Below are 26,769 nucleotides of genomic sequence, written 5' to 3' on the forward strand. Positions count from 1 at the left end.
ACTCTCAGAGGTAGTTGATTTCGAGGGTGGCTGCGCCGTCCAGCCGCACTTCGCTGCCCAGGTCCAACCTGCCCAGTGGAGCGATCACCGCTTCCAGGCTTGTTGTGGCGCTCAGTTGTTGAATCGGTTCGGGGCCGCTGGTGTTGCCGGCGCTGGTGCTGAACCCGAGGAAGCGGCTGGCGCCGATTGCCAGCGGGCTGGCACTGGCGCTGCTCCAGGGCAAGGCGCCGGTGGCGGAGTCGGTGCGGTACACCTGCGCCGCGCTGTCGGCGGTGGTGCGCTGCGGGTCGAAGATCAGGCGGTAGCGCCCGATTTTTTGCTGCTGGGCGTCGAGGCCCAAGCCGTAAGTGGTTTCATCCGCTGGACCGGTGGCCGATCCCTGGCGGTTGTCCTGCAAGCGCAAGGCGAAGGCGCTGGGCGCATCGCATGTCACGCTGACCACCAACGGGCGCGCGGGTAGGGCGGTTTCCTGGTCGAGGCTCAGGTCCATCACCGACAACTTGCCGAACGCCACCGTGCCGCCGTTGGACAGGCTCGGTGTGCAGGCCGCTGGGGCAAAGCGGGCTTGTAGACTCAGTTCCCGCGAGCGGCCGGTGTGGATCGCGTCGAATACGCCACTGGTGTCCCAGGTGACCGCATCGCTGACCCGTAAAGCTTCCTCCCCAGCCCAGGCGCTGACTTCCAGTTGCAACGACAAACTGCGCCCGCTGACCGGTACTCCGGCGCGCATCGGTACAATGCCGTGTTCGGGACGCCAGCCCAGCGTGGCGCCGGTGCTGACGGCCGGTTGGCCGATGCCGGGCAACAGCCCCAATTCCACGGACTGTCCATCGAGTAGAGCAGCGCTGGCCCGCAGGCTATAGCTGCCACGTGGGGTGAACTGGAAGCGCTCGCCGCTCCCCGCCAAACCGCGATAGAACAGGCTCATGTCGGTCGGGTTGGGACAGTTGAGGCTCAGGCTCAAGCGGCGTTCGCCCAACAGGCGCTCAGCCGCTGGACCTTGTGTGGCCGCCCGGTTCATCAGGCCGAAATCCACGCGGGTTTCGCTGAGGTTCAGTTGGCATTCATCCATGCCCCAGGCGTTCGTGCCCAGCAACAGGCTCAGTGACAGCAAGACCGGTTTCAGGCCCATGGTTAGCTCCCTCATGGTTGGCATCGCGCCGGTGCGGTTTCGAAATACACCTCGGGGTCGCCGCGTTCGGGCAGCGCGAAGTCCAGGCGGCAACGGGGTTGGCCGGGGGCGCTGACCCACAGCTCGCGGCGGTCGAGCACGTCAGGCAGGAACACTTGGCTGCCCTCCTGCACGAGGGTCACGAACTCGCCGTCGGCGGTGCTCACTGCCGCGCCACGGGGCAACGCCTGGCCGCCAGGCGTGGTGACGTTGAGCAGCGCGCGGCGGGTGAGGGCCACGCCAAACTCGACTTTGTCCACCGCCCCACGCCCGGCCGACAGCACCGCCAACCCGTTGCTGATGTCGGCGTTGCGCGGCAGCGAGCGGGTTTGCACTTCCACCGGGCTGCGCCCGTAGGGGCTCAGTTGCGGCACCACAGCCTGGCCTTGCCAGTCGGTCCACACCGGGCCGCTGGGGGTGCTGACCTTGATGCCGGCCATGTCGCCCACCGACATCACGGCGAAGGTCTCGCGCACTGGGTAGGGCGAGAAGGTCAGGCCGTCGCCGTGCAGCACGACGCCACCCCGTGCGCCGCCCTGGTAGCTGGAGCGTTCCTGATTGTTGCGGGTGTAGTTGAAGTCCAGTTGGCTGTAATACGGCAGCGCCGAGACGCCGACGGACGACTCCACCTCACGGTCGCGGCTGTCGCGCTCTACGCCGACCTGATAGCTCAACTGGTCATTGAGTTGCTCGCTGATCCCGGCGCCAATGCGATGTTCGCCACCGGCATTGCGCGCCCAGGCACGGCCGCGACGGTTCTCGCCCAAGGGCACGCTGATGTTCAGGTACACGCTGTCATCACTTTGCTGGCGCCCGCCGACTTGCCACTCGGCGCTGGCCGACACCGACACGCGCCCGAAGCTGGTGCCCCATGACGCCAGTGCGCGGCTGCTGCTGTCACCGGTGAACGAGGACGCGCGCGAGATCCCGGCACTGAACGCACCGAGCATCGGGTGCGACCAGGATGCGGTGGCGCTTTGCTGGTCGCGATAACGGGCGCGGCGTTGCTCGCGGGTGTCGGTGGTGTAAGTGGAGTCGTCCAGGTCGCGATAGCCCAGGCTGCGCCAGGAGCCGGCCGTGGTGATTGCCCAGCGTTCGCCCAGGCGTTGCGACCACGACAGGTCGGTTTGCACGCCGCGTTCGTTGCCATCGCGTGTGGCTTGGGCGACTTGGCTGGAGACCTGGAACTGGCTGTCCTGCCACGGCAACCAGCCGATGTTCGCGCCCACCGCGCGGTAATCTTCGGCGGCCAGTGCGCCGCCGCCGACGCTGACCTGCGGGTGCAGCGAGCCACTCCAGCCGCCGCTGACCACCCACGGCTCGGCCCCTTCACCGGCGCCGATCTTGCGCACGCTCCCGGCCGCCACCGAGTAGCCCGGCGCCGGCAAGCCCAGGCCGAGCATGGCTGCAGGAACCGTGAAGCGGCGCTCTTCGCCACTGGTTTCCTTGACCGTGACTTCCACATCGGAGCGGCTGTTCAAACGCCGTACATCGGTGAGGGAAAACGGCCCGGCAGGCACTACCGTGGAATGGATCAACGTGCCGTTCTGGCGGATCTCCACCTGCGCCGGACTATTGGCGATGCCGGTGATGGTCGCGCCCTGGTTCTGGTCTTGCAGGGCGGTTTCGGTGAGCACCTGGGCGCCGGTGATTTGCGTACCGGCCAGCACGGGGTTGTACAGGTTGATCTGCCCGGCCTGGAACACCGCTTGTTGCTCGGCAAAGGTGCGCTGGGCGTAGGCGTCCAGGTGCGTGGTGCGCGACACCTTGTCTTGCCAGGTGCGCACCTGGCGGCTGCGCACGATCCAGTCGCCAGCGTTGAATCCCACCTCGGTATTGGCCGAACCGAAGCGGCTGTTGTCGTCGCCGTACTCGTTGTACAGGCCGCTCAGGTCATAGTTGAGCAGCCCGGCAAACCCACCGGTCTGGTAGCCGGACACGTCGCGCACGGCGGGGCGCAACGCCTCGGTGGGCACTACCAGCGACAGGCTGAGGGTGGCCGGGTCTTGCTCGATCACGGTCTGTGGGTAGGCGCCTAGGAAGGCATGGCACTCCTCCTCATCGGCCGGTATGCGCAAGTCGCCCGCGTCCAGCAGCGCCTGGTTGAAACACAGTGCGCCTTGCCCGTCGAACACCACATCCACGCGGCCACGCCGTTGGCCGTTCACGTTGAGATTGAGGGCGTGGCGCCCTGCTGCGAAGCGTGGTGCTTCCAGCAGCAGGTTCGCCAGTTGCGGATCAATGCCGCGCTGGGACAAGGTTTGCGGGTCGAATGAACCGGCCAGTTCTTCGGCCAGGGGTTCACTCGTGGGCAGCGCCGTGCCCACGGCCAGCGCCAGGCCCGCCAGCAACCGGCGCGATGAAATCCCAGGCACGGCGTTGCCGTAGCGATCAGTCATAACTGTGCTCACAAGGGGTACTCGAATAAGTGGAGGCAGGGCCACGCCGATCCTTCGGCGCGGGCAGGCTCCCGGTGGCCTTCAATGGGAGGCCACTTCGTTATCAGGGCGCCGGCATTACTCCCGCCGGCGCTGCGATCAAAGGGTGATCGGTGCTTCGTAGGGCGCGACCGCAAACCCGTAGACGGTGGCCGGTTGCATCTGCACGGTGCTGGCCTGGGCCTGGCTGGCGGTGACACTCAAGGTCTCGCCCGGCAGCACGTAGGTACGCGGCAACAAGGCCGAGCCTTTGCCGGGCAGCAGTGTCAGTTCCTGCGCCAGGCGTACGACGTAAGGGGTCGGGTTATTCACGCTCAACTGCTGGTTTTTCAGGCGCCAGACCAGGCCGGTCCACGGCGTGCGGTTTGGCGCGAGCCCTTTGGGATGCAGGATCACCGGCAGGTTCTGGCGCACCGTCACACCCACCCGTGCATGGCCGGCCTGGCCAGTGGCGCGGCCTTGGGGCATACCCTCGAAAATCACGCGCTTGAGGCGCTGGGTGGTCAAGGGCGTGGGGGCTTGCAGGATGAAGCGGATCAGTTGGCTCTTGCCTGGCTCTACGCGAGTCAACGGCGGCGTGACAAACAGCAACGATGCCGGGTCTTCGGGAATATCTTCAAGGGTGACGTGCAGCAGGGCGAGCTTGGTGTCGGTGTTGGTCACCGACACGGCGGCCTCGCCATCGGCTTCATTGACGATCACCACCGAGGTATCCGGCACCATGCCGTCGGCGAGCACCAGCGTTGGGCCCCACAGCGTCAGCAGCAGTGCCGCGAAGTAGAGACCGGTGTAGCGAACCAGGTTGAACACCCGTGTTATTAAGGCAACGCAAGGGAAGGGGAACATGACTACAAGTACCTCAGGTCTAGCACGATGGAGCCGTCCAGCGGCACCTCTTGGTCGAGGGTCAGGTAGGCGGCGGCGTTGATCGACGTCTTGATTTCCAGTTTGGCGCTGAGCTCACGGTGCGGGTCTGGCACCAGGGTGCCGGGGTGCGCAAAGCCCATGTAGTTATCCGGGTAGGCGTTGGTTTCGGGGAACCAGGTCAGGCCCTTGTTGCTGGAGGCCAGCACAATGGCGCGTTGCCCGTCGCCCACTGCTTCGCGAATCGCCAGGGCCACCGAGCCCAGGCGCTCGGTCGGCGCATGGATGTTGTTGCCCAGGCCATAGTAGAAACCGGGTCCCACGGACGATGCGGCACGGTTGTCCACGCCCACCAGCACGAACAACACCGGTTGGTTGCACGTCACGCTCATGTCCAGCGTCCTGGCGGGCAGTTCGGTGAACTCGTACTGGTTGAGGGAACGGGCCGGCACCCGCCCGTGATCGACGATGCCGCTGGGCGACAGGATCGGTGTGCAGGCGCTGGGGGTGATGCTGCCGGTCAACGTCACTTCGACCGATGAGGCGCACAAGGCGGGGGTGGCGGTCAGGCAAAGACAGAGCGACATCAAGCGGCGTGAGAGCGTGTTCATGGTCTGTTGTTGGAACCGTGTTGAGGAGCCATCCGTGAGAACAGCGGTGGGCGCAAGGCAGTGCGTTGCACCCGTTTTGCGTTACAGGTACTTGACGGTCAGGGTGGCCGAGCCATCGATGGGCACTTCTTCGGTCAGGGTCAGGCTGTCGGCCGAAGCAATGAAGGGGACGATGACGACGTCGGTGACCAGCGACTGCACAGGTACTGGGGCGATGGTGGTGGTATTGGCCACGGAGGTGATGCCGTCGTTGGTCAGGTACATGTAGCGGGTCCAGGTCAGGCCGCCGTCACTGGAAGAAATGGGGCCCAGTTCCGTGCCGTCACCCACCGGCGATTGCAAGTACATCTGGAAAGCACCGAGTTTCTCGCTGCCATTGACCAGACCCAGGCCAAAGTTTGTATTGCTGGGATTGAAAGCGGACCCGGCGCGGTTGTCTTTGGGCTCGATTGCCATCAGGGTCGCAGCGTCGCAGGTGACGGTCAGTTGCACGGTCTGGTCGGGCAGACGGGTGTGGGTGTCGGCATTGAGATCCTTGGCGGAAATCTTGCCGATCTCTACATTGCCGCCGCCGGACAGCGACGGTTCGCAGGCACTCGGGGTGATCAACCCGCGCACGGTCAAGTCCACGCTGGAGGCGGCGACGGCGCTGCCTGCTCCAGTGAGCAGCAGGGTGGCGAACAGGGCGTTGAGGGTTTTCATGGTGTTGCTCCTAACTAGTTGAGAAAAAACGGCTTACCAGTACTTCAGTTGTAGTGTGGCCTGGCCATCGATCGGCACTTCATCAAGCAACGTCAGGTCGGTGGCGGGCACGATGATGGCGAACGTACGCAGGCGGGCGTTCAGGGTTTTCAGGGCGATGGGCGTGTTGGGGCCGTCGAGGGCCGCGAACGAGGTGAGCGCCTCATGCCCCAGGTAGATCGATGCGGACCAGTTGGCGCCGCCATTGCTTGACGTGATGACCTTGACCGGCTTGTCATCGGCCACCGGGTCGAACAGCGAGAACGCCACACTGCCCAGTTTTTCTTTTTCCGGGGTCAGGCCCAGGCCATGGTGTCGCGGGTTGATGGCGGAGGTGCCCGCGCGGTTGTCCACGGTGGTCAAGGTAAAAAAGGTCTCACCCTCGCACAGCACTTCAAGCTGGATCTCTGCCGGGTCGAGCCGCGTGGGCGAGGCCGGTTGAAGATCCTTGGAGGTCATCTTGCCGTGATCGATCAGGCCGCCATTCGACAACTGGGGCGCGCAGGCGCTGGGGGTGATCGTCCCGGAGAGATTCAAGTCGGCGCTGCTGGCGGCAAAGGCGCCGGGCGCCAGGGCTGCGAGCAGCAGGGCGAGGGTGGGTTTATCCATGGGCACAGGTCCTTGTGAATGTGGGGGGCGTTACAGGTAGATCATGTCCAGCGTGGCGCTGCCGTCGATGGGCATTTCCTCGGTGATGGGCAGGTCTTGCACACGTGCGATTTCGGTGAGGAAGCGAAGGTCAACCTTTACGTTGCGCAGCGCCTTGGGCGTGGGGGTGTCGCCAAATGCAGTCCAGTGGTAATGGCCCATGTAGCTGCCGAAAGAGTTCACGAGCCAGGTGGCGCCCTGGTCGGAGGAATACAGCGGATAGACCGGCTCGTCCGCCACCGGGTCGAACACGCCTATCTGATAGGCGCCCAGCTTCACGTTGCCGCTGACCATGCCCAGGCCGTACATATGGTTGAGGGCAGGAAAAATGGAAGAACCCAAACGGTTATCCCGGCCGGTGAGGGCAAACAAGGTCTGGGCTTCGCAGTCCACGGTCAGTTGGAGGCTCAGGCGAGGGAGCAGGGTCGTGCCGCTGGGTGACAGGTCCTTGGCGGCGATCTTGCCGTAATCCACCACGCCGCCGTCGCTGAGGCTGGGGGTGCAGGCGCTCGGCGTAATCGCGCCTTTTACCGACAGGTCCACGGTGCTGGCGGCCAGCGCCACAGCGCCTTGGGCAATCAATAGGGCGCCTGCCAGGGCGGCGAGAGAGTCTTTCAACACAGCGGGTATTCCTATGCAAGGGCTTGGGGACAGATTGGCGCGGTGAAGTTGCCCATGGTTTTTTGGTTGTTGGGGGCACGCGCCACTTCAGGGAGAGCGGAGGGAATTTATCGCTGAGAGGTAAAGACGGGAATGCAACTATTACGAATGACAGGGTGGTAATGACAAAAGGGGGGTGTTTAGTGAGAAAGCCACGTTTTTCGCGGCTCAAGGTTGAGTTGTCGTAGTTGTTGTATCGCGGTTTAACACGCATTCGGATAGTTTTCGCGCTCTTTTATGGCCTTGATCTAACTCGTTTGGATTAGGGCGATGGTCTTTTTGCGAAAAGTTCGGGTGAGCTGATCGCCCTCATCGAGGGCTCTATGCCTGGTTACTTCCCACCCCCAGGTTCGCCCGGTGTGTTACCTGAGGTCGCCTGGCCACAGGCTCGGGTGCTGGTGGTGGATGACCATTACACCTATCGATTGCTGCTCGGCTCTCTCCTGGAAAAACTCGGCGTTGCCCACCTGTGTTGCCGTGATGGACAGCAAGCGTTGCAGACCTTGGCTGCCGAGCGTTTCGACCTGGTCATCACTGATTGCCGCATGCCGGTGATGGACGGCTACACCCTGACCCGTGAATGGCGCCGTCATGAGCAGGCTGAGGGCCGCGCGCCCATCGTGGTGCTCGGCCTTACCGGCAGCCTGGGGCCTGAAGAGATTCGCCAGTGCGTGGCGTGCGGAATGGACGGTTGGCTGATCAAGCCCATCGGGTTTGCACAATTGCGCGAGGTGCTGCTCTGCTGGCTGCCGCAGTTCGCGTCCACCGCCAGTGCCGGCAATGCCGCAAGCCCTGCGCCGGTACGCAGGCCTGTCTTTCCCAGTCGGGCCGGTCTGATCGAGGCTTTTGGTTCGTGGGAGGTGGTGGCACCGATGGTGTCCAGCCTGATCCAGGAGGCCCATGCCGACTTGGCTGTGCTGACCCATGCCCAGGCCGTGCTGGATGCAACGATGGCCGCACAGTGTTTGCACCGCCTGGTGGGGAGTGTGGCGTTTCTGGGAGAAACCGGCCTGGAGACGGCGGCGGTGCAATTGATCAGGCAGGTGCATTCAACCGGTGTGGGAGAGAGCCATGCGGCGCTGGAAGCCTTTCGCATTGATGTAGGGCGTTATCTGAATTATCTGGCGAATCTATGAAGGAATTTATCCTTTTGCAATGTAGTACTTTTCTGTATGTAATTTCTTTTAATTGTGTAGTCCATTGTGAGAGGGGCTCTAAATACGGGGTGGAACAGCTAATCGATGAATTATTTCCTGTTGTTGCAAGATCATGATCGCGGTATTTTGGCGCTCTCAAATTGCCATCATGGAAAAACCGATGATTCGCATCATTATTGCTGACGATCACCCTATTGTTCGCGTGGGCCAGAAAGTGGTGATCGAAGCGAGTGGTAAGTGCAAAGTAGTAGGCGAGGCCGATGGTCCTGATCAACTTCTAGAGTTGGTCAGTCATATACCGTGTGACGTCATTGTGACCGACTTCGCCATGCCCGGTAATCATCAAGTTGACGGCTACGGTTTGCTGGGATTATTGAACCGTCAGTATCCCGATGTCCCTGTGATCCTGGTGACGATGTTTGCCAATGTCGCGACGCTGCGAGCGGCCTTTGCCCACGGTGCGCGCGGTGTCATCGCCAAGAGTGCGTCCGCCCGCGAGCTGCCCCAGGCGTTGAAGGCCGTGGTGCAGGGGCGTGAATTTGTCAGTGAGTGCCTGCGTGTGCAATTGGACCAAGCGTGTATTTCACAAACCACCCAGACGCCTACATTGTCCGGCAAGGAACAGGAAGTCGTGCGCATGTTGGCCAGTGGCATGACCGTCAGCCAGATTGCGGCACGGGTCAATCGCAGTATTTCAACTATCAGTAAGCAGAAGAGTACGGCAATGAATCGGTTATGTATCTCCACGGATGTGGATTTATTTGCCTACGCACGGGATACCGGAATGGTGCCTTAGTTTGCTTATGTATTCGTATTACTTGTATTGGGTGGGCGCGGGTCGCGAGATAAAGTTAGTGTGTGCTCTAGTGCGGTGTGAGGCTGGAGTACTAATCCTTAGTTAAATGATAGAGCCGTATTTGTTGAGGCGTCTGGCGCAGTGATGTGCCCGGCGTTCAATAATAACAACGGACGCCTGCGAGCATTTACATAATGAGAAAGTTACTGAGTGTGATGGGGGCCGCTATGACCTTGGCCTACCTGGGCCCGGTTGTGGCGGCATCCAGTGTGGATGTCACCGTCAAGGGCAGTATTACGCCGGCAGCGTGTACACCAATGCTCACCAATGGTGGTGCGGTGGACTACGGGAAGATCTCCATCAAGGACCTGAACCCTGCAACCCATTTGCCCACGTTGTTGCCGGTGGCCAGCCTGCGTCTGAACATCGAGTGCACCGCGCAGACATTGATGGCAGTCAAAGTCCGCGATAACCGCGCTGGCAGTTCCCCCGAGTCAGATCTGTTTAACCAGAACTTCGGTCTGGGCTGGGTCAATGGCGATAAAAAAGTGGGCTGGTATATTTTGAGAATGAGCCATGGCGTGGCGGACGGCGTTGAGCGTTCGTTGATCGAGTCAATGGATGGCAGTACCTGGTTCGATGCGGCTCCTGCAAACCAGGTTTGGCAACCCGGTTGGATGAGAGCGTTGACGGCGGGCGGCGCCAGCCCGTCGCCTCTGCCGGTGCAAACCATGGCAGTCGATATTCATGTGGGCACTACGATCTTGTCCCGGATGCAATTGCCCAAAGACCAGGAAATCCCCATTGATGGCAGTGCCACCCTGGACGTTGTCTACCTCTGACGCCATTGCCATCATTGACGTGGCAAATGGGCATGGCTTTGCGCCCATGGGCAGACTATCGTGCAAACCGGATAACAATAGCGCCCGGAGCCTGCCCATGAGTGATGCCCACACCGCCCTGATCAACCATTTCTACCAGGCCTTCCAGCGCCTGGACGCCGAAGCCATGGCCGCCTGCTACACCGACGACGTGGTGTTCAGCGACCCGGCTTTTGGCGAACTGCGCGGGCGCGATGCCGGCGATATGTGGCGCATGCTCACCACCCGCGCCAAGGATTTCTCCCTGACCTTCGACAACGTGCGCAGCGATGAACGCAGCGGCGGTGCGCATTGGGTGGCGACCTACCTGTTCAGCGCCACCGGCAACACGGTGGTCAACGATATCCAGGCGCGCTTTGTGTTTCGCGACGGCAAGATCTGCGAGCACCACGACAGCTTCGACCTGTGGCGCTGGTCGCGTCAGGCGCTGGGCACCAAAGGCCTGTTGCTGGGTTGGACGCCCGTCGTCAAAAATGCCGTGCGCAGCCAAGCACTGCGTGGTTTGAAGGCATTCCAGGCCAGTCGTTGATAAGCTTGGTGCTCCTGTGTTTTAGCCGAATCGACCCGTGACTGATCCCTCTGCACCCAAACCCTGGTTCGTCTACCTGGTACGTGCCGCCAATGGCTCGCTCTATTGCGGCATCAGCAATGACCCGGTGCGCCGCTTTGCCATGCACCAGAGTGGCAAGGGCGCGCGGTTCTTCCTGTCCAGCCCGGCGGTGGCGCTGGTGTACACCGAGCAATGCGCGAGCAAGGGCGAGGCGTTGCGCCAGGAACGGCTGATCAAAAAGTTGAAGAAGAGTGCCAAGGAGTGCCTGGCGGCCAGTGGTTCATTGATTTGACTGATGGGTTCCCATCGCCCCGTTTCGTGTGGTTGCAGGCTAAGCTAGCGGCTCACTTCTAGAGCGGAGTCCGGCATGTCTGAATTGATTCTTCATCACTACCCACAGTCCCCCTTCGCAGAAAAAGCCCGCCTGTTGCTGGGCTTCAAGGGCTTGTCCTGGCGCTCGGTGCACATCTCGCCGGTGATGCCCAAGCCGGACCTCACCGCCCTCACCGGCGGCTATCGCAAGACCCCGGTGCTGCAAGTCGGCGCGGACATCTACTGCGACACCGCCTTGATCGCGCGCCGCCTGGAGCAGGAAAAAGCCGCCCCCGCGCTGTTTCCCCAGGGCCTGGAACTGGTCACCCAAGGCTTCGCCGCCTGGGCCGACTCGGTGGTGTTTTCCCATGCGGTGGCGTTGGTGTTCCAGCCCGAATCCCTGGCGGTGAAATTCGCCAAGGTGCCACCGGAAATGCTCCAGGTGCTGGTGGCGGACCGCAGCAAATTGTTCAGCGGTGGCACCGCAACCCGTGTGCAATTGGAGCAGGCCAAGCACCAATGGCCGACGATCATCCATCGTATCCATCAGCAATTGCAGCACCAAGCCGGGGATTTCCTGTTCGGCGAGCCGTCGATTGCCGACTTTGCCCTGGCCCACCCACTATGGTTCCTCAAAGGCTCTTCGGTGACGTCGCCGTTGGTGGACGCCTATCCCGCCGTCGCCGCCTGGCTGGATCGCGTGCTGGGCTTCGGCCATGGTACGTCCACCCAGATGAGCGCTGAACAGGCCTTGGACGTATCACGCAATGCGGCACCGGCTGTCCTGCCCGAAGAAGTCTTCGAGGACTTGAACGGCTTCAAGGCCGGCCAGCAGGTGACCATTTGCGCCACCGACTACGGCACCGACCCGGTCGCGGGCGAACTGCTGTTTGCCGGGCGCGAAGAGCTGATCCTGCGCCGCAGCGACGAACGTGCTGGCACCGTGCATGTGCATTTCCCACGCATGGGGTTTCGTATCCAGGCGCAATAAATAAAATATTTTGCAAATAAAGGTGAGGTAAATCCACCGCCCATCCGTGTAGTGCTTGAAACTGCGATCTATTCGCATTAACAGCGTTTTCTACACGGGTTCTCACAGCATGAAGTCGACGGCGGGCGGTTGGGTTAAACAGTGGCTGGGAGCCTCGGTATTGGCGGTATCGGGGTTGGCGTTGCTGCCCCTGAGCATTGCGCAGGCGCAGGAGCAGCAGAGCGCCCAGTTCAACTTTGCCCTGGCGGCCAAACCGCTGCCCCAGGCCTTGAGCGACTTCAGCCGGGTCACCGGCATCAGCGTGATCTATACCGACGAAGCGCCTTACGGCCTCAGCGCCCCTGCAGTCAGCGGGCAGATGAGTGCAAACCAGGCGCTGCAACGCCTGCTGGGCAACAGTGGCTTCACTTTCCGTCAGATCGATGCCCGCACCCTGGCCCTTGAACCGCTGCCCACCGAAGGCGCGGTCAACCTCGGCGCCACCACCATCAGCGGTGTCGGCCAGGCCCAGGACAGCACCAGCTACCAGCCACCGCCCACCAGTTCGGTGATGCGCTCCCACGCGCTGCTGCTGGAAACCCCGCAAACCGTCAATGTGGTGCCCGCCCAAGTACTGCGCGACCAAACCCCGCGCAATCTGGATGATGCCCTCGCCAACGTCAGCGGTATCACCCAGGCCAACACCTTGGCCAGCACCCAGGACGCGGTCATGCTGCGCGGCTTTGGTGATAACCGTAACGGCTCGATCATGCGCGACGGCATGCCCATCGTGCAGGGGCGTGCATTGAACGCCACGGCGGAGCGCGTGGAAGTGCTCAAGGGCCCGTCGTCGCTGCTGTACGGCATCCAGGATCCGGGCGGCGTGGTAAACATCGTCAGCAAAAAGCCGGAACTGGTGCAGTCCACTGCCCTGACCGTGCGCGGCTCGACCTTTGGCGACGGCAAGAACGGCAGCGGCGGCAGCCTCGACACCACTGGCCCGATTGGCGACACCGGCTTGGCGTATCGCCTGATCGTCGACCATGAAGACGAAGACTACTGGCGTAACTTCGGCACTCACCGTGAGAGCCTGATCGCGCCGTCCCTGGCCTGGTATGGCGACAGCACCCAGTTGCTGTTTGCCTACGAACACCGTGAATTTCTCACGCCGTTCGACCGTGGCACCGCGATCGACAAGTCCAACCACCCGCTGGACATCCCGGCCTCACGGCGTCTGGATGAACCCTTCAACAACATGGAAGGGCGCTCCGACCTGTACCGCTTCGAGGCCGACCACGACCTGAACGATGATTGGAAAGCCCACTTCGGCTATAGCTGGAACCGCGAGACCTACGACGCCAGCCAAGTGCGCGTCAGCGCGGTGAACACCAACGGCACCCTGACCCGCAAGATGGACGGCACCAAAGGGGCAATCACCACGGACCGTTTCGCCACGGCGAGCCTGGAAGGTAAGGTCAATGTGTTCGGCCTGCAGAACGATGTGGTGTTCGGCCTGGATGACGAGTACCGCAAGATTTACCGCGCCGACCTGATTCGCCAGAATTCGCGTGCCACCAGCTTCAACTACAACAACCCGGTGTACGGCAACGAAGTGGCGGGCACTACCGTCAGCCCCGCGGACAGCGCCCAGACCGACCTGCTGCGCAGCGATTCGCTGTTCTTCCAGGACGCCCTGCACCTGAACGAACAGTGGATTTTCGTCGCCGGTGCGCGCTACCAGATGTACGACCAATACGCCGGCAAAGGCGTACCGTTCAAGGCCAACACCAACGGCAACGGCCAAGCCTGGGTGCCGCGTGCGGGCCTGGTGTATCGCTACACCGATGAACTGTCGTTCTATGGCAGCTACACCGAGTCGTTCAAACCCAACTCCACCATCGCCGCCTTGGCCGATGGCAGCACCTTGAACGGCGACCTCACCCCTGAGGAATCCAAGTCCTGGGAACTGGGGGCCAAGCTCGACATTCCGGGACGTATCACCGCCAGCGCCGCGTTGTTCAATATCGACAAACGCAACGTGCTGGTCTCCGTTGGTTCCGGTGCCAACACCGTCTACAGCATTGCCGGCCAGGTGCGTTCCCGTGGCCTGGAACTGGATGCCACCGGCCAACTGACTGACAAGGTCAGCCTGATCGGCAGCTATGCCTACACCGATGCGCTGGACGTCAAGGACAAGGACCCGACCCTGGAAGGCAACCGCCTGCAAAACGTCGCCAAGCACACCGGCTCGCTGGCGGTGGCTTATGACTTCGGCAACATCTTTGGCGGCGACCAGTTGCGCGTGGGCACCGGTGCGCGTTACGTCGGTGAACGTGCAGGCGACGCGGCCAACGATTTCACCTTGCCGGGTTACACCGTGGCGGATGCCTTCGCGACCTACGACACCAAGATCGATGGGCAAAAGGTCAAGTTCCAGCTCAACGTGAAAAGCATGTTCGACCGCGTCTACTACACCTCGGCGGCCAGCCGCTTGTTTGTGTCCATGGGCGATGCGCGGCAGGTGTCGGTGTCCAGTACCCTGGAGTTCTGATGAAAAAGCTTGGCGCAGCCTTGGCCCTGTTGATCAGCACCTCGGTGCTGGCCGATGGGCTGTCGTACCACCGCGAACACCGGATGACCTTGCCTGGTTCCGGCCACAGCTGGGGTTTTGTCGGGCTCGATCCGACACGGCCCTACCTGTTCGTGGCCCGTCGCGAAAACGGCCTGATGGTGTTTGATGTGCAGCACCAGCGTGCGGTCAAGACCGTGGCCCAGTCCGAGGGCGCCAACGGTGTGGTGTTCGTGCCCGAATTGGACCGGGTATTCGTGCTCAATACCGACGGCAGCCTGGGCGTGGTGCAGTTATCCACCCTCAAGCCGCTCAAGCGCATTGCGGTGGCGCAAAGCAACCTCAACAGCGCGGTGTATGAGCCGTCTACCGGTAAAGTGATCATCGTCAGCGGGCGGCGGGCGGATCGTTCCACGCTGTTTGAGTTCGATCCCAAGCAGGAGCGCATCACCGGTGTCCATGAACTGGCGGTGAAGAAAATCGACCCGCTGCTGCTCAAGGGCGACGGCAGTTTCTTCTTGCCGATGCGCGATGAAGGCCAGGTGGCACGTTATTCCGCCAGTACCTTTGCCGTGCTCGATACCTGGCAATTTGCCGACTGCCCCAAGCCCAGTGCGCTGGCTCAGGATGTCGCGCGCCAGCGTCTGTTTGTGGCCTGTCGCGGAGATGTACCCGTGTTGATCGTGGCGGACCGTGAAACGGGGGAGGTGAAGGCCAAGCTGCCGATTGGGCGTGACGTCAATGCCGTCGCTTACGACAAGCAGCACCATCGTGTGCTGATCCCAAGCGGTGTGGATGCGAACCTGAGGGTGATTGATCAGCAGGATGCCGATCATTACGCGTTGGCGACCACCGTCAGCACCTTGCCGATGGCCTACAATATGGCGTTTGACCCACAGCGCCAGCGGGTTTACCTGCCTGCGATGGACTTCAACCAACCCGCGCCCAGCAAGGCCGAGCCCAAGCCTGACCCACAATTTCAGGCCGATACCTTCTCCCTCACCACCCTGGCACTTGATTGAGAGCAGTGAATTCACCAAGCTGCGCACTTTCACCGATTCAGGAATGCCAGGTTTATGCGGTTGGGACGATGGATACACGCCAGTGCGCTGGTGCTGGGTGTCGGGCTATTGCTCGGTGGTTGCGCAACGCCTTCAACGACCTCTACCGGGCGCAGCCTGGACCAGTTGTTGGCGGATCCGGCGCTGAATGGCGCCACCGTCTCCCTGATGGTGCGTGACGCCCGCAGCGGCAACACGCTTTATCAGTACAACCCGCGCACGCGGTTGATCCCCGCTTCCAACCTGAAGCTGCTGACCACGGCGGCGGCGATGGACGTGCTGGGGCCGCAATACCGCTTCTCCACACAGTTGCTGAGTAACGGCACGCAGCAGGGCGAGCGCCTCACCGGCAATCTGTACCTTAAGGGCCTGGGTGATCCGACCACGCAACTCGCCGATTACCAGGCATTGGCGGCACAGCTTGCGGGCCAGGGTGTGCGCCAGGTCCAGGGCGACTTGGTATTCGACGATACCTTCTTCGACGCCGAACGCCTGGGCGTGGACTGGGCACACGACGATGAAAGCACTTACTACGGCGCGCAGATTTCCGCGCTGACTGTATCGCCTAACACGGATTTTGATGCGGGCACGCTGCTGGTCACGGCAAAGGCGCCCGTGCTGATTGGCCAACCCGTCATCGTGGTGGTGAGCCCTTCTACCGACTACGTGCAACTGAGCAACCGTGCAGTCAGCGGTCCCGGCAACAATTACGGCATCACTCGCCAGCACGGCACTAATCTGCTGCAACTCAGCGGCGCATTGGCGCCGGGCAAGCAAAGCCGGCAGTGGATAAGCGTGTGGGAGCCGACGCAACTGGTGGCCAATCTGTTTGAGCAGGCGTTGGCGCAGCAGGGCATCCAGGTACTTGGGCGACGTGTGATCGGTGGCGTCAGCCCCGTAACGGCCAGGGTGTTGGCCGAGCACCAGTCGGCGCCGTTGCAGGAGCTGATCACGCCGCTGCTCAAGCTGTCGAACAACAACATGTCCGAAGCGTTGCTAAAGACCATGGGCCGCAAGGCGTCCAATGCAGGGACGGCGCAGGCCGGTGTCGCAGCGGTGGCGGACTTCATGCGCCGCCAGGGCTTGGACCCGCTGACGCTGAGCCAGGTCGACGGTTCGGGCTTGTCGCGGCGCAATCTAGTGTCGTCGCAGAACCTCACCGATCTGCTGGTGGCGACTGCCAAGCAGCCTTGGTTCGAGGCTTGGTACAGCGCCTTGCCGATCGCCGGCAACACCGATCGCATGAGCGGCGGCAGCTTGCGTTATCGCTTGCGCGGGACGGCGGCAGAAAACAACCTGCACGCCAAGACCGGCTCCATGGCCGGCGTGTCTTCGTTGAGCGGCTACATCACCGACGCCCAGGGCCGGCGCCTGGTGTTTTCAATGATCAGCAACAACTACCTGAGCAGCGCCGCACCGATCCGCGCCCTGGAAAACCGTGTGGCGCTGGCCCTGGTGCAGTGGCACGACTAATTCAGGGCTGATAGCCCATGCGCCAACTCACGGCCCGGCTCGCCGCCAGCAAGTGCTGCGCCGCCGGGCCGTCTTCATCGGCATGGAACAACGAGGTGGGGCCGACCACGGTCATCACCGCCGCCACTTGGCCGATGGCGTTGAAGACCGGCGCGGACAACGCATCGACGCCGGGCATCAGCAAACCGTGCACGAAATGCAGGCCACGCTGTCGGATCTGTTCGCAGGCGGTGGCGTAGGCCTGGTCGTCTGCCAGGGCATGGGCAGTGCCGGCCTGGATTTCGCGTTCGCGCAGTTCCACGGTTTCCCGCGACGGTAGAAACGCGCTGAACACCAACCCGGTGGACGAACTGAGCAGCGGCAGCACCGAACCCAATTGCGTCACCACAGTGACGGCGCGCACGGCGGGTTCGATCTGCACCACGGTCGCGCCCTGGTTGCCCCATACCGCCAGAAAGCAGGTTTCATTCAACTCATCGCGCAGCTCCGCCAGGGGCATCGCGCCGACTTTCAATACGTCCATGCTGCCCAACGCCGCCAGGCCCACGCGCAAGGCTTCGCGGCCCAACCCGTAGTGGTTGGTGGCGGTGTTCTGTTCGGCGAAACCCGAGGCGATCAGCGCCTGCAGGTAGCGGTGCACCTTGCTTGCCGGCATCTGCACATGTTCGGCCAGGCGCGACAGCGAAGTGGCCGGGGACAACTCGGCCAGGGCCTTGAGGATATCGGTGCCCACTTCGGCCGAGCGGACTTTCTGTTTACCGGTGTCGCGGGGCTTTTCCATGGAGGGGCGAGAATCCGAGAGATGAATGGGCGTCTTTATAGCTTGACGGTCGATAGTGATCAAATTACGTTATGCGTAACTGGATTACGATAAAAACAACTTCCGCACAGAGGACGATCCATGAACCTCGAATACCTGTCGGGCTTCGGCAATGAATTCGCCAGCGAAGCCTTGCCCGGCGCACTGCCGGTCGGCCAGAACTCCCCGCAAAAAGCGCCCTACGGGCTGTACACCGAACTGTTCTCCGGCACCGCGTTCACCATGGTGCGCAGTGAAGCCCGGCGCACCTGGCTGTACCGCATTCAGCCGTCGGCCAATCATCCTGCTTTCATCAAATTGGAACGGCAATTGGCCGGTGGGCCGCTGGGGGCGGTGACGCCCAATCGCTTGCGCTGGAATCCGTTGGATTTGCCGAGCGAACCGACGGATTTCATTGATGGGCTGGTAGGCATGGTCGCCAATTCGGCGGCGGAGAAACCCTCTGGCATCAGCGTCTACAACTACCGCGCCAACCGTTCCATGGAACGTGTGTTCTTCAACGCTGATGGCGAACTGTTGATTGTCCCCGAGCAAGGCCGCCTGCGCATCGCCACCGAATTGGGCGTGCTGGAAGTGGAACCGCTGGAAATCGTCGTGCTGCCGCGCGGCCTTAAATTCCGCGTAGAGCTGCTGGATGAGCAAGCGCGCGGTTACGTCGCCGAGAACCATGGCGCGCCGCTGCGCCTGCCGGACCTGGGCCCCATCGGCAGCAATGGCCTGGCCAATCCGCGCGACTTCCTGACGCCGATCGCTCACTACGAAGACGTGAAGAAACCAACAACGCTGGTGCAGAAATTCCTCGGCGAACTGTGGGCCTGCGAGCTGGACCATTCACCGCTTAACGTAGTCGCCTGGCACGGCAACAACGTGCCGTACAAATACGACCTGCGCCGTTTCAACACCCTTGGCACCGTGAGTTTCGATCATCCGGACCCGTCGATCTTTACCGTCTTGACCTCGCCCACCAGCACCCACGGCCTGGCCAACCTCGACTTCGTGATCTTCCCACCGCGTTGGATGGTGGCCGAGAACACCTTCCGTCCGCCGTGGTTCCACCGCAATCTGATGAACGAATACATGGGCCTGATCCAGGGCGCCTACGACGCCAAGGCCGAAGGCTTCCTGCCTGGTGGCGCGTCGCTGCACAGCTGCATGAGCGCCCACGGCCCGGACGGCGAGACCTGCACCAAGGCCATCAACGTGGACCTGGCGCCGCACAAGATCGACAACACCATGGCCTTCATGTTCGAGACCAGCCAAGTGCTGCGTCCCACCCAGTTCGCCCTGGACTGCTCGCAACTGCAAACCACTTATGACGCGTGCTGGGCCTCGTTGCCCGCCACCTTCAACCCGAACCGGAGATAACCCATGACTCAGTCCACACTTACCCGCAGCTGGGTGGCCTCCGCCAATGGTCACAGCGATTTTCCCCTGCAAAACCTGCCGTTGGGCGTGTTCAGCATCAACGGCTCGGCCCCGCGCGCGGGCGTGGCGATTGGCGACTCGATCCTGGATCTGCACGCCGCCATCGATGAATTCGACGGTGAAGCCCGTCGCGCCGTCGAAGCGACCGCCGGTGGCCAGCTGAACGCCTTTTTTGAACTGGGTCGCGGCCCGCGCGTGGCCTTGCGCGAGCGCCTGCTGGAACTGCTGGCCGAAGGCAGCAAGCTGCACACCCGTGAAGCGCAGGTGCTGCACCGCGCCGCCGATTGCCAGATGCAGGTACCGGCGCGGATCAATGACTACACCGACTTCTACGTCGGCATCGAGCACGCGCAGAACGTCGGCAAGCTGTTCCGTCCTGATAATCCTCTGCTGCCGAACTACAAGTACGTGCCGATTGGTTACCACGGCCGCGCTTCGACTATTCGCACCTCAGGCACCGACGTGCGCCGCCCCAAAGGCCAGACCCTGCCGGCCGGGCAGACCGAGCCGACTTTCGGCCCGTGTGCGCGGTTGGACTATGAACTGGAGCTGGGCATCTGGATCGGCCAGGGCAACGAGATGGGCGATTCGATTGCCATTGGTGACGCGGCCGATCACATCGCCGGTTTCTGCTTGCTCAACGACTGGTCGGCACGGGATATCCAGGCCTGGGAATACCAGCCGTTGGGGCCGTTCCTGTCGAAAAGCTTCATCACCACCATCTCGCCTTGGGTCGTCACGGCTGAAGCCCTGGAACCGTTCCGCAAAGCGCAACCGGCGCGCCCTGAAGGCGACCCGCAACCGCTGTCGTACCTGCTGGATAAACGTGACCAGGCCGCAGGTGCCCTGGATATCGAGCTGGAAGTGCTGCTCACCACGGCCGCCATGCGCGAGCAGAACCTGCCGGCCCATCGCCTGGCCCTGAGCAACAGCCTGCACATGTACTGGACGGTTGCGCAATTGGTGGCCCACCACAGCGTCAACGGCTGCCAGTTGCAGGCAGGCGATCTGTTTGGTTCGGGCACCTTGTCCGGCCCGCAAGCCGGTCAATTCGGCAGCCTGCTGGAAATGACCGAAGGCGGCAAAAAAGCCGTTGAATTACCGTCCGGCGAAGTGCGCAAGTTCCTTGAAGACGGCGACGAAATCATCCTGCGTGCCCGTTGCAACCGTGAGGGGTTTGCCTCCATCGGTTTCGGCGAATGCCGTGGCACCGTGATCGCGGCGCGCTAGGAGGGCAGGGTAATGGAACTCTACACCTACTACCGTTCCACTTCGTCGTACCGGGTGCGTATTGCCCTGGCGCTCAAGGGCCTGGATTTCACTGCGGTGCCGGTCAACTTGCTGGTGCCGGCGGGCGGCGCCAATCGTCAGCCCGAGTACCTGGCGATCAACCCGCAAGGTCGCGTCCCGGCCTTGCGTACCGAGGAGGGCGAACTGTTGATTCAGTCGCCGGCGATCATCGAATACCTGGAGGAACGTTATCCACAGGCGCCGCTGCTCTCCAAGGACCTGGCGACCCGCGCCCACGAGCGTGCGGTGGCCTCGATCATCGGCTGCGATATTCATCCGCTGCACAACTCCAGCACCCAGAATCTGCTGCGCCAATGGGGGCATGACGAGGTGCAACTGTTGGAGTGGATTGGCCATTGGATCAGCCAGGGCTTGGGCGCGGTGGAGCAGTTGATCGGCGACCAAGGGTTTTGCTTCGGCGAACAGCCGGGGTTGGCCGACACCTTCCTGATCCCGCAACTGTATGCCGCCGAGCGTTTCAAGGTGCCGCTGGCGGCGTACCCGCGCATTGGGCGGGTAGCGGCGTTGGCGGCGCAGCATCCGGCCTTTGTGCAGGCACATCCGGCCAACCAGCCAGATACGCCTGCCGCCTGACGCTTGCTGTTCCATAAAAATAAAAAAAACAGGTACTTGCGATGCACAATCAGATTGCCAGCTTTCGCGCGGCACTCGACGCCCGTCCGGTGTCGCGCTATCAGTGGCTGATTCTCCTGTTGCTGGCGCTGCTGCTGGTGACCGACGGCTACGACGCCCAGGTGCTGGGTTACGTGGTGCCGGCGCTGGCCCAGGATTGGGGGCTGGAGAAAGCTGCATTCGGCCCGGTGTTCAGCGCCAACTTGCTGGGGCTGACCTTGGGCTCGTTGCTGGTGACGCCGCTGGCGGACCGGTTCGGTGTGCGTCGCATCCTGCTTGGCTGCGTACTGATCTACGCCACGCTGACGGTGCTGATGGTATTCGCCAATTCGCTGAACACGCTGATGGCTGCGCGGTTTATCTGCGGCATCGGCATGGGCGGCGCGATGCCCAGCGCAATGGCGTTGATGTCGGAATATTCGCCGCCGCGCCTGCGTACGTTGATGGTGACCCTGGCGGCGTGTGGCTTCTCGTTCGGTGGCGCAGCGGGCGGGTTTGTGGCGGCAGGGTTTATCGAAGGCTTCGGCTGGCAGGCGGTGTTTCTGGCGGGGGGCGTGACGCCATTGCTGTTGTTCCCGTTTCTGGTGTGGCTGCTGCCGGAGTCCTTGCCGCGTTTGCTGCGTGATGCACCGCCCTATGCGCGGCTGCAGACAGTGACGTCACGCATGCTGCCGGACTGGCAACCGCCGCCAGCGAGCGAGGCCGAAAACCAGCAGGAACAGGGCAGCAAGCTGACGGTGGTGGAGTTGTTCCGCAATGGCTACGCACGCCCTACGCTGCTGATCTGGGCGACGTTTTTTGTCAGCCTGATCCTGCTGTATTTCATGATCAGTTGGTTGCCGTCGCTGTTGCTGGAAAGTGGCTTGGCGTTGAAAGAAGCCAACCTGGTGACCTCGATGTTCCTGTTTGCCGGCACCGTGGGCGCCATTGGTATGGCCTGGTTCGCCGACCGCTTGAAAAGCAAAGTGCGCCTGTTGTCCTGCGTACTGGCCGCGGCTGCGGTATGCACCCTTCTGCTCGGCCTCAACCATGACAACCCGCGCTATCTGGTGGCCTGCGTATTTGCGGCCGGGTTTTGCATCATCGGTGGTCAACTGACCCTTAATGCCTTCGCCAGTAACTTCTACCCGGCGCACGTGCGCGCCACCGGCACAGGCTGGGCGTTGGGCGTGGGGCGTTTTGGTTCAATCCTGGGGCCGTTGTTTGGCAGTATGTTGCTGGCGATGCATATTCCGGTGCAGCAGATTTTCTTCTTCTGCGCGATACCGGCGGTGATCGCAGCGTTGTTGATTATTCAGGTGCGTTCGCCTGGAGCCGAGGTGGCGAAGAGTCCGCTGCCGGGCGATATTCTCAAGACACCGCAGGCTTAATGCACCACTGAATTGGGTGGCAGGTGGCCCAGGCGTTCGGTCAGGCGCAGGCGTTGGATCGGGTCTTCGCTGAGCATCAGCGCGTGTTCCAGATCGAAGCGTTCGGCGTTGGGGCAGTCCAGGCGCTGATAGAGGCTGGCCCTTGCGAGGTAATCGGCGGCGCTGGCGTTGCCCAATTCCAGCACGCGTTCGGCGTCGATCAAGGCCTGGAGCGGAACGTCGTTGGAAAGGTGCAGTTGGCGCAGGTTGCGGGACAACCGTTGCAGGATCGAACGCGGGTCGGCGGTGTGCAGATGATCGGCCTGCAACTTGAGGTTGGGGCCGTATTGGCGCTGCAACAGGTCGCGGCAATCGTTGGGGTACAACCGTCGACCGCCGCAGGGGTCCAGCAGATGATCGGCGCCGGGCACGCGCAACAGGAAATGGCCGGGGAAATTCACGCCAACCATGGGAATCTCCAGGCGCCGCGCCAGCTCAAGGGCAATCAGGCCCATGGCCAGGGGTTGTCCGCGTTTTCGCTGCAAGACTTTGTCCAACAGGGCGGCGGCGGGGCGCAGGGGCGTGAATTCATCCTGGGCAAACCCGAGGTCATTCAAGCGCCGCAACAGCGGCTGGCCCAGTTCATCCGCCGGCAGCAGCGGCATGCCCAGGCTGACCTGTTGTTGCAGCAAGGTCAGTTCCTGCAGGATCTGCGAGGGCTTCACGGCCGGGTCGTGCTCGGCAGCAATCCACAACGCCGCTTCAAACAGCGCGGGTGGGGAGCGTTCCAGGCAGGCGAAAAAGGCTTTGCGGGGATTCATTGCATTCTCCGGCGGATGCCCCCGTTTTAGCCTTGCTGGGAATTTTCGTCCAGTGGCTTGGAAAATATCCTGCGTGCTTATGTCGCAAGACCTGCGAAATCGGACGGCTTATTCCAGCCTGGTCCGGCAGTTTTCTGCCGCAAGCCTATACTTGGCCCACTACCAGAAGTGATTCGGGAGCTTGACGATGTTTGCTCTCATGCACAGCACCCGCCTTGAATCGCTGCACTTGAGCATCGACCCGGCCACCGGGCTGAAGGCGGTCATCGCCATTCATAACAGCCGCCTGGGGCCTGCTCTCGGTGGCTGTCGCTACCTTTCCTACCCCGACGACGAAAGTGCCGTGGCCGATGCCGCGCGCCTGGCCCAAGGCATGAGCTACAAGGCGGCACTGGCCGGTCTGCCGGTGGGCGGGGGTACCGCCGTGATCCTGCGTCCCGGCCACGTGGAAAACCGCGCGGCATTGTTTGAAGCCTTTGGCCGTTGCATCGAACAACTCGACGGGCGCTACATCACCGCCACCGACAGCGGCACTTCGGTGGCCGACATGGATTGCATCGCCCAGCACACCCGTTACGTCACCAGCACCACCGCCGCAGGCGACCCATCGCCCCATGCGGCGATGGGCGTGTTCGCCGGCATTCGCACCACCGCCATGGCGCGCCTGGGCAGCGATAACCTTGAAGGCTTACGTGTGGCGATCCAAGGCCTGGGCAATGTCGGCTACGCCCTGGCTGAACAACTGCACGCTGCCGGTGCGGAATTGCTGGTAAGCGACATTGACCACGGCAAAGTGCAGTTGGCCATGGAACAGTTGGGCGCGCACCCCATCGCCAACGATGCGTTACTCAGCACGCCATGCGACATCCTCGCGCCCTGCGGTCTCGGCGCCGTGTTCAATCGCCAGAGTGTTGGCCAGTTACGCTGCGCTGCCGTCGCCGGTTCGGCCAGTGCGCAATTGACCAACTTGCAAGTGGCCGACCAACTGGAAGGGCGCGGCATCCTTTACGCCCCCGACTACGTGATCAACTCCGGCGGCCTGATCTACGTCGCGCTGAAGCACGGCGGAGCGGAACTGCCGACGATTACCGCGCACCTGTCCAACATCGGCACGCGACTCACCGAGATCTTCGCCCACGCCCAGGCGGAAAAACGCTCACCCGCACGGGTGGCGGATGAGCTGGCCGAGCGCTTGCTGTATCGCTGATACACCGATCAGAGTTGATACTTCTCACGTACCAGTGAGCCGACCCCCATGCGATCCAGAATGTGCATTGGGCACAGAATCGTGACGCGAACGGTCCCTGGCAGCCGACTGATTTCAATCGAGCCGTTAAGCGTTGCGCGGTTGCGCACCTCGTCCATCGACAGGCCCGTGACCGCCGCCGCGCGCTCCAGGCCGTTTTCCGTTGCCAGGTTGAGGTCGGCGCCGCTGCCGATAAAGGTAATGGGCCCGTTGTCTTCGATCTCGAACTGCCCCCAGCGCTCGCCCAATGCCTTGACGTGCAGCCGTTGCTCGGCGGTCATCGGACGAGCCATGGGCGGCAGGTCATCGAGGTTTTGCAGCAGGATCGGGCCGTCGAGGTTCAACCCCTTGATCACGTGGGCAGTGAGTTCGGTTTCGCCCGAGACATCGGTGGCATGCCCAGCGATTTCGCCGTTGCCTTGCTGGGCGTGCATATCGCCCATGTACACCCCGGCGCCGGGGACTCTCACCGGGCAAATCAGCACGCAACCTTCGCGTACGGAGTTAGTGTCCATATGCCCGTCGGTTTTCGCGGCATGCAGTTGGTCATGGGTCATGCCGTAGCGGTGGGGCGCGCCGACGAGGTACTGGCCAAAGTCGGCACAGTTATGGGAATCCGGCAGATCCCTTGAAGGCGTGGTGCCGATATTGCCCAGGAACGGCCGCATGTGCGCGGCAAGGCCGGGGATATCGGCGCGGGCCAGGGACAGAATCGAGTGTTGCGCGGACATCTCCGGCAACGCCGCCATATCGGGTGCCTGGCCGGCGAGGCGGTCGGCTACCAACTGGTTCACGGTCAGGCTCACCTGCTGCTCGGCATCGAACACGATGACGTAGCCATGGCTGAAACGAAACGCGCTGACCTCCGCACCGCAGGCGTTGCAACGAATGGCGTCGGCGCCGATCCCCTCGACATGGCTGGCGGGATGTTCTTGCCCACAGTTGGAGCAGAACTTGGCGACAAAGGGATCGCCGTGATAGCGCCCCTCAACAAAGCGCATGACGCCTGACGAAGTGGCCAGCGACGTTACGCGCATGCGTTTGATCTTCAGGGCCACGGCGTCACCGACTTCGGCGCCGGCGATGAATACGGGTTGAGTCACCTCATGCCCGCCCTCAAACGCGGGCGTGATCATCGGGCCCCAACACCCCGGTGGTGTACCTGTGATGAGGGTGCCGCCATCGGCGAGTGGGCCGAGCATCTTCTGGCTGGGGCCGATGAGGCCGTTGGTATAGGTGTTGACGATCAGGCGATCAACCGGTTTTGATTCGTGCATTTTTATTCTCCGGGTCCTATGTGATTGAACCTTCGGTCACGGTGTATTGATCAGTGAAGGTTCAGGCAGGCCCAGTAGACCGGTGTTTTGTATCCCGAATATGTCTCGCGGGTGCGCTAATACACAGTGGTACATAACGAGGGAAGAGGAAGGTTTTTCAGCTTGAAAATCCTGATAGGGTTCTGAGGGCGGGCGCTTTTCGGTACTTGCCCGCTATCGTTTTCCTACTTGCCGCGGAGAGTCTTCATGTCCAATCAAGCAACAGCGCATTCCGTAACGTTCAAGCGCCCAGACGGTGCCGAGGTCAACGGCTACCTGGCCAGCCCGGCTGAGCTGGAAGGGGCGCCGGCCATCGTATTGATTCAAGAGTGGTGGGGGCTTAACGAGCAGATCAAGGGCGTGGCCATCCGCCTGGCCGAATGCGGTTACCGGGTGCTGGTGCCGGACCTTTATCGCGGCGCCTCGACTGTGGAAGAGGAAGAAGCCCATCACCTGATGGACAGCCTGGATTTTGGCGATGCGGTGTCCCAGGACATCACAGGCGCGGTGCGTTACCTGCAGGCCGACTCGAAAAAAGTGGGCGTGACCGGCTACTGCATGGGCGGGGCGTTGACGCTGTTGGCGCTCAATGCCATTCCGGAGCTGGCGGCGGGTGTGGTCTGGTATGGCTTCCCACCGCTTGAATACCTGGATGCGGCAAAAATCAAAGCACCGCTGATTGGCCATTGGGGCACGCAGGATGCTTTTTTCAACATCGACACCGTCGCGGAGTTGGAGTCAACGCTGCACGCGGCCGGTGTTGACGCTACGTTTTATCGCTACCTGGCGCGCCATGCCTTTGCCAACGAAACGGCGATCGGCCATGGCCGTATCCCCGACACGCAATACGACGCCGCATGGTCGCAACTGGCGTGGGACCGCACGTTGACCTTCTTCGGTAAAACCTTGTGGCAGGCCTAAGGCGCAAACAGCCTTCGGTAAAACCTTGAGCCGCCGGTCTGCCTGA

Annotated in this window: 25 protein-coding genes; 15 read left to right on the forward strand and 10 right to left on the reverse strand. The window is 62.2% G+C overall.

What is annotated here, in order from left to right; all coding sequences use genetic code 11:
• Window positions 1–4 precede the first annotated feature (4 nt).
• The 7 genes from OZ428_RS06350 to OZ428_RS06380 form a co-directional block, all read right to left on the reverse strand.
• Window positions 5–1,132 (reverse strand): DUF1120 domain-containing protein, encoded by a 1,128-nt coding sequence (locus OZ428_RS06350; RefSeq protein ID WP_269132901.1) that lies wholly within the window; start codon window positions 1,130–1,132, stop codon window positions 5–7.
• 11 nt (window positions 1,133–1,143) lie between these two features.
• Complete coding sequence (locus tag OZ428_RS06355) at window positions 1,144–3,570, reverse strand: fimbria/pilus outer membrane usher protein (RefSeq protein WP_442964817.1); 2,427 nt, start codon at window positions 3,568–3,570, stop codon at window positions 1,144–1,146.
• A gap of 138 nt (window positions 3,571–3,708) precedes the next feature.
• Complete coding sequence (locus OZ428_RS06360) at window positions 3,709–4,455, reverse strand: fimbria/pilus chaperone family protein (RefSeq protein ID WP_269132903.1); 747 nt, start codon at window positions 4,453–4,455, stop codon at window positions 3,709–3,711.
• Window positions 4,456–4,457: 2 nt separating this feature from the next.
• Window positions 4,458–5,084: a DUF1120 domain-containing protein gene (locus OZ428_RS06365; protein WP_269132904.1), complete on the reverse strand. Its 627-nt coding sequence runs from the start codon at window positions 5,082–5,084 to the stop codon at window positions 4,458–4,460.
• Between the two features lie 81 nt (window positions 5,085–5,165).
• Window positions 5,166–5,786 carry a DUF1120 domain-containing protein gene (locus tag OZ428_RS06370; protein WP_133074588.1) on the reverse strand — a complete coding sequence of 207 codons (621 nt, stop codon included), beginning with the start codon at window positions 5,784–5,786 and terminating at the stop codon, window positions 5,166–5,168.
• Between the two features lie 33 nt (window positions 5,787–5,819).
• The gene (locus tag OZ428_RS06375; RefSeq protein ID WP_133074587.1) at window positions 5,820–6,434 is read right to left on the reverse strand and encodes a DUF1120 domain-containing protein; all 615 of its coding nucleotides are present in this window, start codon (window positions 6,432–6,434) and stop codon (window positions 5,820–5,822) included.
• Window positions 6,435–6,464: 30 nt separating this feature from the next.
• On the reverse strand, window positions 6,465–7,094 hold the full coding sequence (locus OZ428_RS06380) for a DUF1120 domain-containing protein (RefSeq protein ID WP_269132905.1): 630 nt from the start codon (window positions 7,092–7,094) through the stop codon (window positions 6,465–6,467).
• Window positions 7,095–7,456: 362 nt separating this feature from the next.
• Here OZ428_RS06380 and OZ428_RS06385 point away from each other — a divergent pair, with 362 nt between their 5' ends.
• The 9 genes from OZ428_RS06385 to dacB all read left to right on the forward strand — a co-directional run bounded on the left by OZ428_RS06385 (window position 7,457) and on the right by dacB (window position 16,902).
• On the forward strand, window positions 7,457–8,269 hold the full coding sequence (locus OZ428_RS06385) for a response regulator (RefSeq protein ID WP_269132906.1): 813 nt from the start codon (window positions 7,457–7,459) through the stop codon (window positions 8,267–8,269).
• 181 nt (window positions 8,270–8,450) lie between these two features.
• Entirely contained in the window at window positions 8,451–9,086 is a 636-nt protein-coding gene (locus tag OZ428_RS06390; RefSeq protein WP_269134162.1) for a response regulator transcription factor, read from the forward strand.
• A 227-nt stretch (window positions 9,087–9,313) separates the two neighbouring features.
• Window positions 9,314–9,928, forward strand: coding sequence for a DUF1120 domain-containing protein (locus tag OZ428_RS06395; RefSeq protein WP_269132907.1), 615 nt, complete (start codon window positions 9,314–9,316; stop codon window positions 9,926–9,928).
• 97 nt (window positions 9,929–10,025) lie between these two features.
• Window positions 10,026–10,496, forward strand: coding sequence for a nuclear transport factor 2 family protein (locus tag OZ428_RS06400; protein ID WP_269132908.1), 471 nt, complete (start codon window positions 10,026–10,028; stop codon window positions 10,494–10,496).
• Window positions 10,497–10,533: 37 nt separating this feature from the next.
• Entirely contained in the window at window positions 10,534–10,809 is a 276-nt protein-coding gene (locus OZ428_RS06405; protein ID WP_133074582.1) for a GIY-YIG nuclease family protein, read from the forward strand.
• A gap of 75 nt (window positions 10,810–10,884) precedes the next feature.
• A complete protein-coding gene (locus OZ428_RS06410; RefSeq protein WP_269132909.1) occupies window positions 10,885–11,820 on the forward strand; it encodes a glutathione S-transferase family protein in 936 nt (311 codons plus the stop codon).
• A gap of 109 nt (window positions 11,821–11,929) precedes the next feature.
• Window positions 11,930–14,350 carry a TonB-dependent siderophore receptor gene (locus OZ428_RS06415; RefSeq protein ID WP_269132910.1) on the forward strand — a complete coding sequence of 807 codons (2,421 nt, stop codon included), beginning with the start codon at window positions 11,930–11,932 and terminating at the stop codon, window positions 14,348–14,350.
• Window positions 14,350–15,390, forward strand: coding sequence for a YncE family protein (locus tag OZ428_RS06420; protein ID WP_269132911.1), 1,041 nt, complete (start codon window positions 14,350–14,352; stop codon window positions 15,388–15,390). Before OZ428_RS06415 ends, OZ428_RS06420 begins: the two co-directional genes overlap by 1 nt.
• 54 nt (window positions 15,391–15,444) lie before the next feature.
• On the forward strand, window positions 15,445–16,902 hold the full coding sequence (gene dacB, locus OZ428_RS06425; RefSeq protein ID WP_269132912.1) for a D-alanyl-D-alanine carboxypeptidase/D-alanyl-D-alanine endopeptidase: 1,458 nt from the start codon (window positions 15,445–15,447) through the stop codon (window positions 16,900–16,902).
• Window position 16,903: 1 nt separating this feature from the next.
• Here dacB and OZ428_RS06430 read toward each other — a convergent pair whose 3' ends face one another.
• Complete coding sequence (locus tag OZ428_RS06430; protein WP_133074577.1) at window positions 16,904–17,683, reverse strand: IclR family transcriptional regulator; 780 nt, start codon at window positions 17,681–17,683, stop codon at window positions 16,904–16,906.
• 120 nt (window positions 17,684–17,803) lie between these two features.
• On the opposite strand from OZ428_RS06430, the gene hmgA reads away from it, so the two are divergent.
• From hmgA to OZ428_RS06450, 4 genes are read left to right on the forward strand one after another with little or no spacing between them, the layout of a single operon-like run.
• Window positions 17,804–19,087, forward strand: a complete 1,284-nt coding sequence (hmgA, locus tag OZ428_RS06435) for a homogentisate 1,2-dioxygenase (RefSeq protein ID WP_269132913.1) — start codon at window positions 17,804–17,806, stop codon at window positions 19,085–19,087.
• 3 nt (window positions 19,088–19,090) lie between these two features.
• Window positions 19,091–20,377 (forward strand): fumarylacetoacetase, encoded by a 1,287-nt coding sequence (gene fahA, locus OZ428_RS06440; protein ID WP_133074575.1) that lies wholly within the window; start codon window positions 19,091–19,093, stop codon window positions 20,375–20,377.
• A 12-nt stretch (window positions 20,378–20,389) separates the two neighbouring features.
• Entirely contained in the window at window positions 20,390–21,031 is a 642-nt protein-coding gene (gene maiA, locus OZ428_RS06445; protein WP_133074574.1) for a maleylacetoacetate isomerase, read from the forward strand.
• 41 nt (window positions 21,032–21,072) lie between these two features.
• On the forward strand, window positions 21,073–22,440 hold the full coding sequence (locus OZ428_RS06450) for an MFS transporter (protein WP_133074573.1): 1,368 nt from the start codon (window positions 21,073–21,075) through the stop codon (window positions 22,438–22,440).
• On the opposite strand, the gene OZ428_RS06455 is transcribed toward OZ428_RS06450, so the two are convergent.
• Window positions 22,437–23,240 (reverse strand): SirB1 family protein, encoded by an 804-nt coding sequence (locus OZ428_RS06455; RefSeq protein WP_133074572.1) that lies wholly within the window; start codon window positions 23,238–23,240, stop codon window positions 22,437–22,439. The two genes, OZ428_RS06450 and OZ428_RS06455, sit on opposite strands and share 4 nt — an antisense overlap.
• Before the next feature lie 187 nt (window positions 23,241–23,427).
• On the opposite strand from OZ428_RS06455, the gene OZ428_RS06460 reads away from it, so the two are divergent.
• Window positions 23,428–24,447 carry a Leu/Phe/Val dehydrogenase gene (locus OZ428_RS06460; protein WP_033902474.1) on the forward strand — a complete coding sequence of 340 codons (1,020 nt, stop codon included), beginning with the start codon at window positions 23,428–23,430 and terminating at the stop codon, window positions 24,445–24,447.
• A gap of 8 nt (window positions 24,448–24,455) precedes the next feature.
• Here OZ428_RS06460 and OZ428_RS06465 read toward each other — a convergent pair whose 3' ends face one another.
• On the reverse strand, window positions 24,456–25,763 hold the full coding sequence (locus OZ428_RS06465) for an acetamidase/formamidase family protein (protein ID WP_269132914.1): 1,308 nt from the start codon (window positions 25,761–25,763) through the stop codon (window positions 24,456–24,458).
• A gap of 246 nt (window positions 25,764–26,009) precedes the next feature.
• On the opposite strand from OZ428_RS06465, the gene OZ428_RS06470 reads away from it, so the two are divergent.
• Window positions 26,010–26,723, forward strand: a complete 714-nt coding sequence (locus OZ428_RS06470) for a dienelactone hydrolase family protein (RefSeq protein ID WP_269132915.1) — start codon at window positions 26,010–26,012, stop codon at window positions 26,721–26,723.
• Window positions 26,724–26,769 lie beyond the last annotated feature (46 nt).

Origin of the sequence: Pseudomonas sp. GXZC, assembly GCF_026967615.1 — a bacterium.
Lineage (GTDB): Bacteria > Pseudomonadota > Gammaproteobacteria > Pseudomonadales > Pseudomonadaceae > Aquipseudomonas > Aquipseudomonas azotoformans_A.

Bases quoted from the DNA above. Each gene is read 5' to 3' on its own strand.
- hmgA (WP_269132913.1), top strand. From the start codon at position 17,804: ATGAACCTCGAATACCTGTCGGGCTTCGGCAATGAATTCGCCAGCGAA.
- OZ428_RS06365 (WP_269132904.1), bottom strand. From the start codon at position 5,084: ATGAACACGCTCTCACGCCGCTTGATGTCGCTCTGTCTTTGCCTGACC.
- OZ428_RS06410 (WP_269132909.1), top strand. From the start codon at position 10,885: ATGTCTGAATTGATTCTTCATCACTACCCACAGTCCCCCTTCGCAGAA.
- OZ428_RS06395 (WP_269132907.1), top strand. From the start codon at position 9,314: ATGACCTTGGCCTACCTGGGCCCGGTTGTGGCGGCATCCAGTGTGGAT.
- OZ428_RS06400 (WP_269132908.1), top strand. From the start codon at position 10,026: ATGAGTGATGCCCACACCGCCCTGATCAACCATTTCTACCAGGCCTTC.
- OZ428_RS06350 (WP_269132901.1), bottom strand. From the start codon at position 1,132: ATGGGCCTGAAACCGGTCTTGCTGTCACTGAGCCTGTTGCTGGGCACG.
- OZ428_RS06460 (WP_033902474.1), top strand. From the start codon at position 23,428: ATGTTTGCTCTCATGCACAGCACCCGCCTTGAATCGCTGCACTTGAGC.
- dacB (WP_269132912.1), top strand. From the start codon at position 15,445: ATGCGGTTGGGACGATGGATACACGCCAGTGCGCTGGTGCTGGGTGTC.
- OZ428_RS06370 (WP_133074588.1), bottom strand. From the start codon at position 5,786: ATGAAAACCCTCAACGCCCTGTTCGCCACCCTGCTGCTCACTGGAGCA.
- maiA (WP_133074574.1), top strand. From the start codon at position 20,390: ATGGAACTCTACACCTACTACCGTTCCACTTCGTCGTACCGGGTGCGT.
- OZ428_RS06360 (WP_269132903.1), bottom strand. From the start codon at position 4,455: ATGTTCCCCTTCCCTTGCGTTGCCTTAATAACACGGGTGTTCAACCTG.
- fahA (WP_133074575.1), top strand. From the start codon at position 19,091: ATGACTCAGTCCACACTTACCCGCAGCTGGGTGGCCTCCGCCAATGGT.
- OZ428_RS06420 (WP_269132911.1), top strand. From the start codon at position 14,350: ATGAAAAAGCTTGGCGCAGCCTTGGCCCTGTTGATCAGCACCTCGGTG.
- OZ428_RS06430 (WP_133074577.1), bottom strand. From the start codon at position 17,683: ATGGAAAAGCCCCGCGACACCGGTAAACAGAAAGTCCGCTCGGCCGAA.
- OZ428_RS06465 (WP_269132914.1), bottom strand. From the start codon at position 25,763: ATGCACGAATCAAAACCGGTTGATCGCCTGATCGTCAACACCTATACC.
- OZ428_RS06385 (WP_269132906.1), top strand. From the start codon at position 7,457: ATGCCTGGTTACTTCCCACCCCCAGGTTCGCCCGGTGTGTTACCTGAG.
- OZ428_RS06390 (WP_269134162.1), top strand. From the start codon at position 8,451: ATGATTCGCATCATTATTGCTGACGATCACCCTATTGTTCGCGTGGGC.
- OZ428_RS06455 (WP_133074572.1), bottom strand. From the start codon at position 23,240: ATGAATCCCCGCAAAGCCTTTTTCGCCTGCCTGGAACGCTCCCCACCC.
- OZ428_RS06450 (WP_133074573.1), top strand. From the start codon at position 21,073: ATGCACAATCAGATTGCCAGCTTTCGCGCGGCACTCGACGCCCGTCCG.
- OZ428_RS06470 (WP_269132915.1), top strand. From the start codon at position 26,010: ATGTCCAATCAAGCAACAGCGCATTCCGTAACGTTCAAGCGCCCAGAC.
- OZ428_RS06355 (WP_442964817.1), bottom strand. From the start codon at position 3,570: ATGACTGATCGCTACGGCAACGCCGTGCCTGGGATTTCATCGCGCCGG.
- OZ428_RS06415 (WP_269132910.1), top strand. From the start codon at position 11,930: ATGAAGTCGACGGCGGGCGGTTGGGTTAAACAGTGGCTGGGAGCCTCG.
- OZ428_RS06375 (WP_133074587.1), bottom strand. From the start codon at position 6,434: ATGGATAAACCCACCCTCGCCCTGCTGCTCGCAGCCCTGGCGCCCGGC.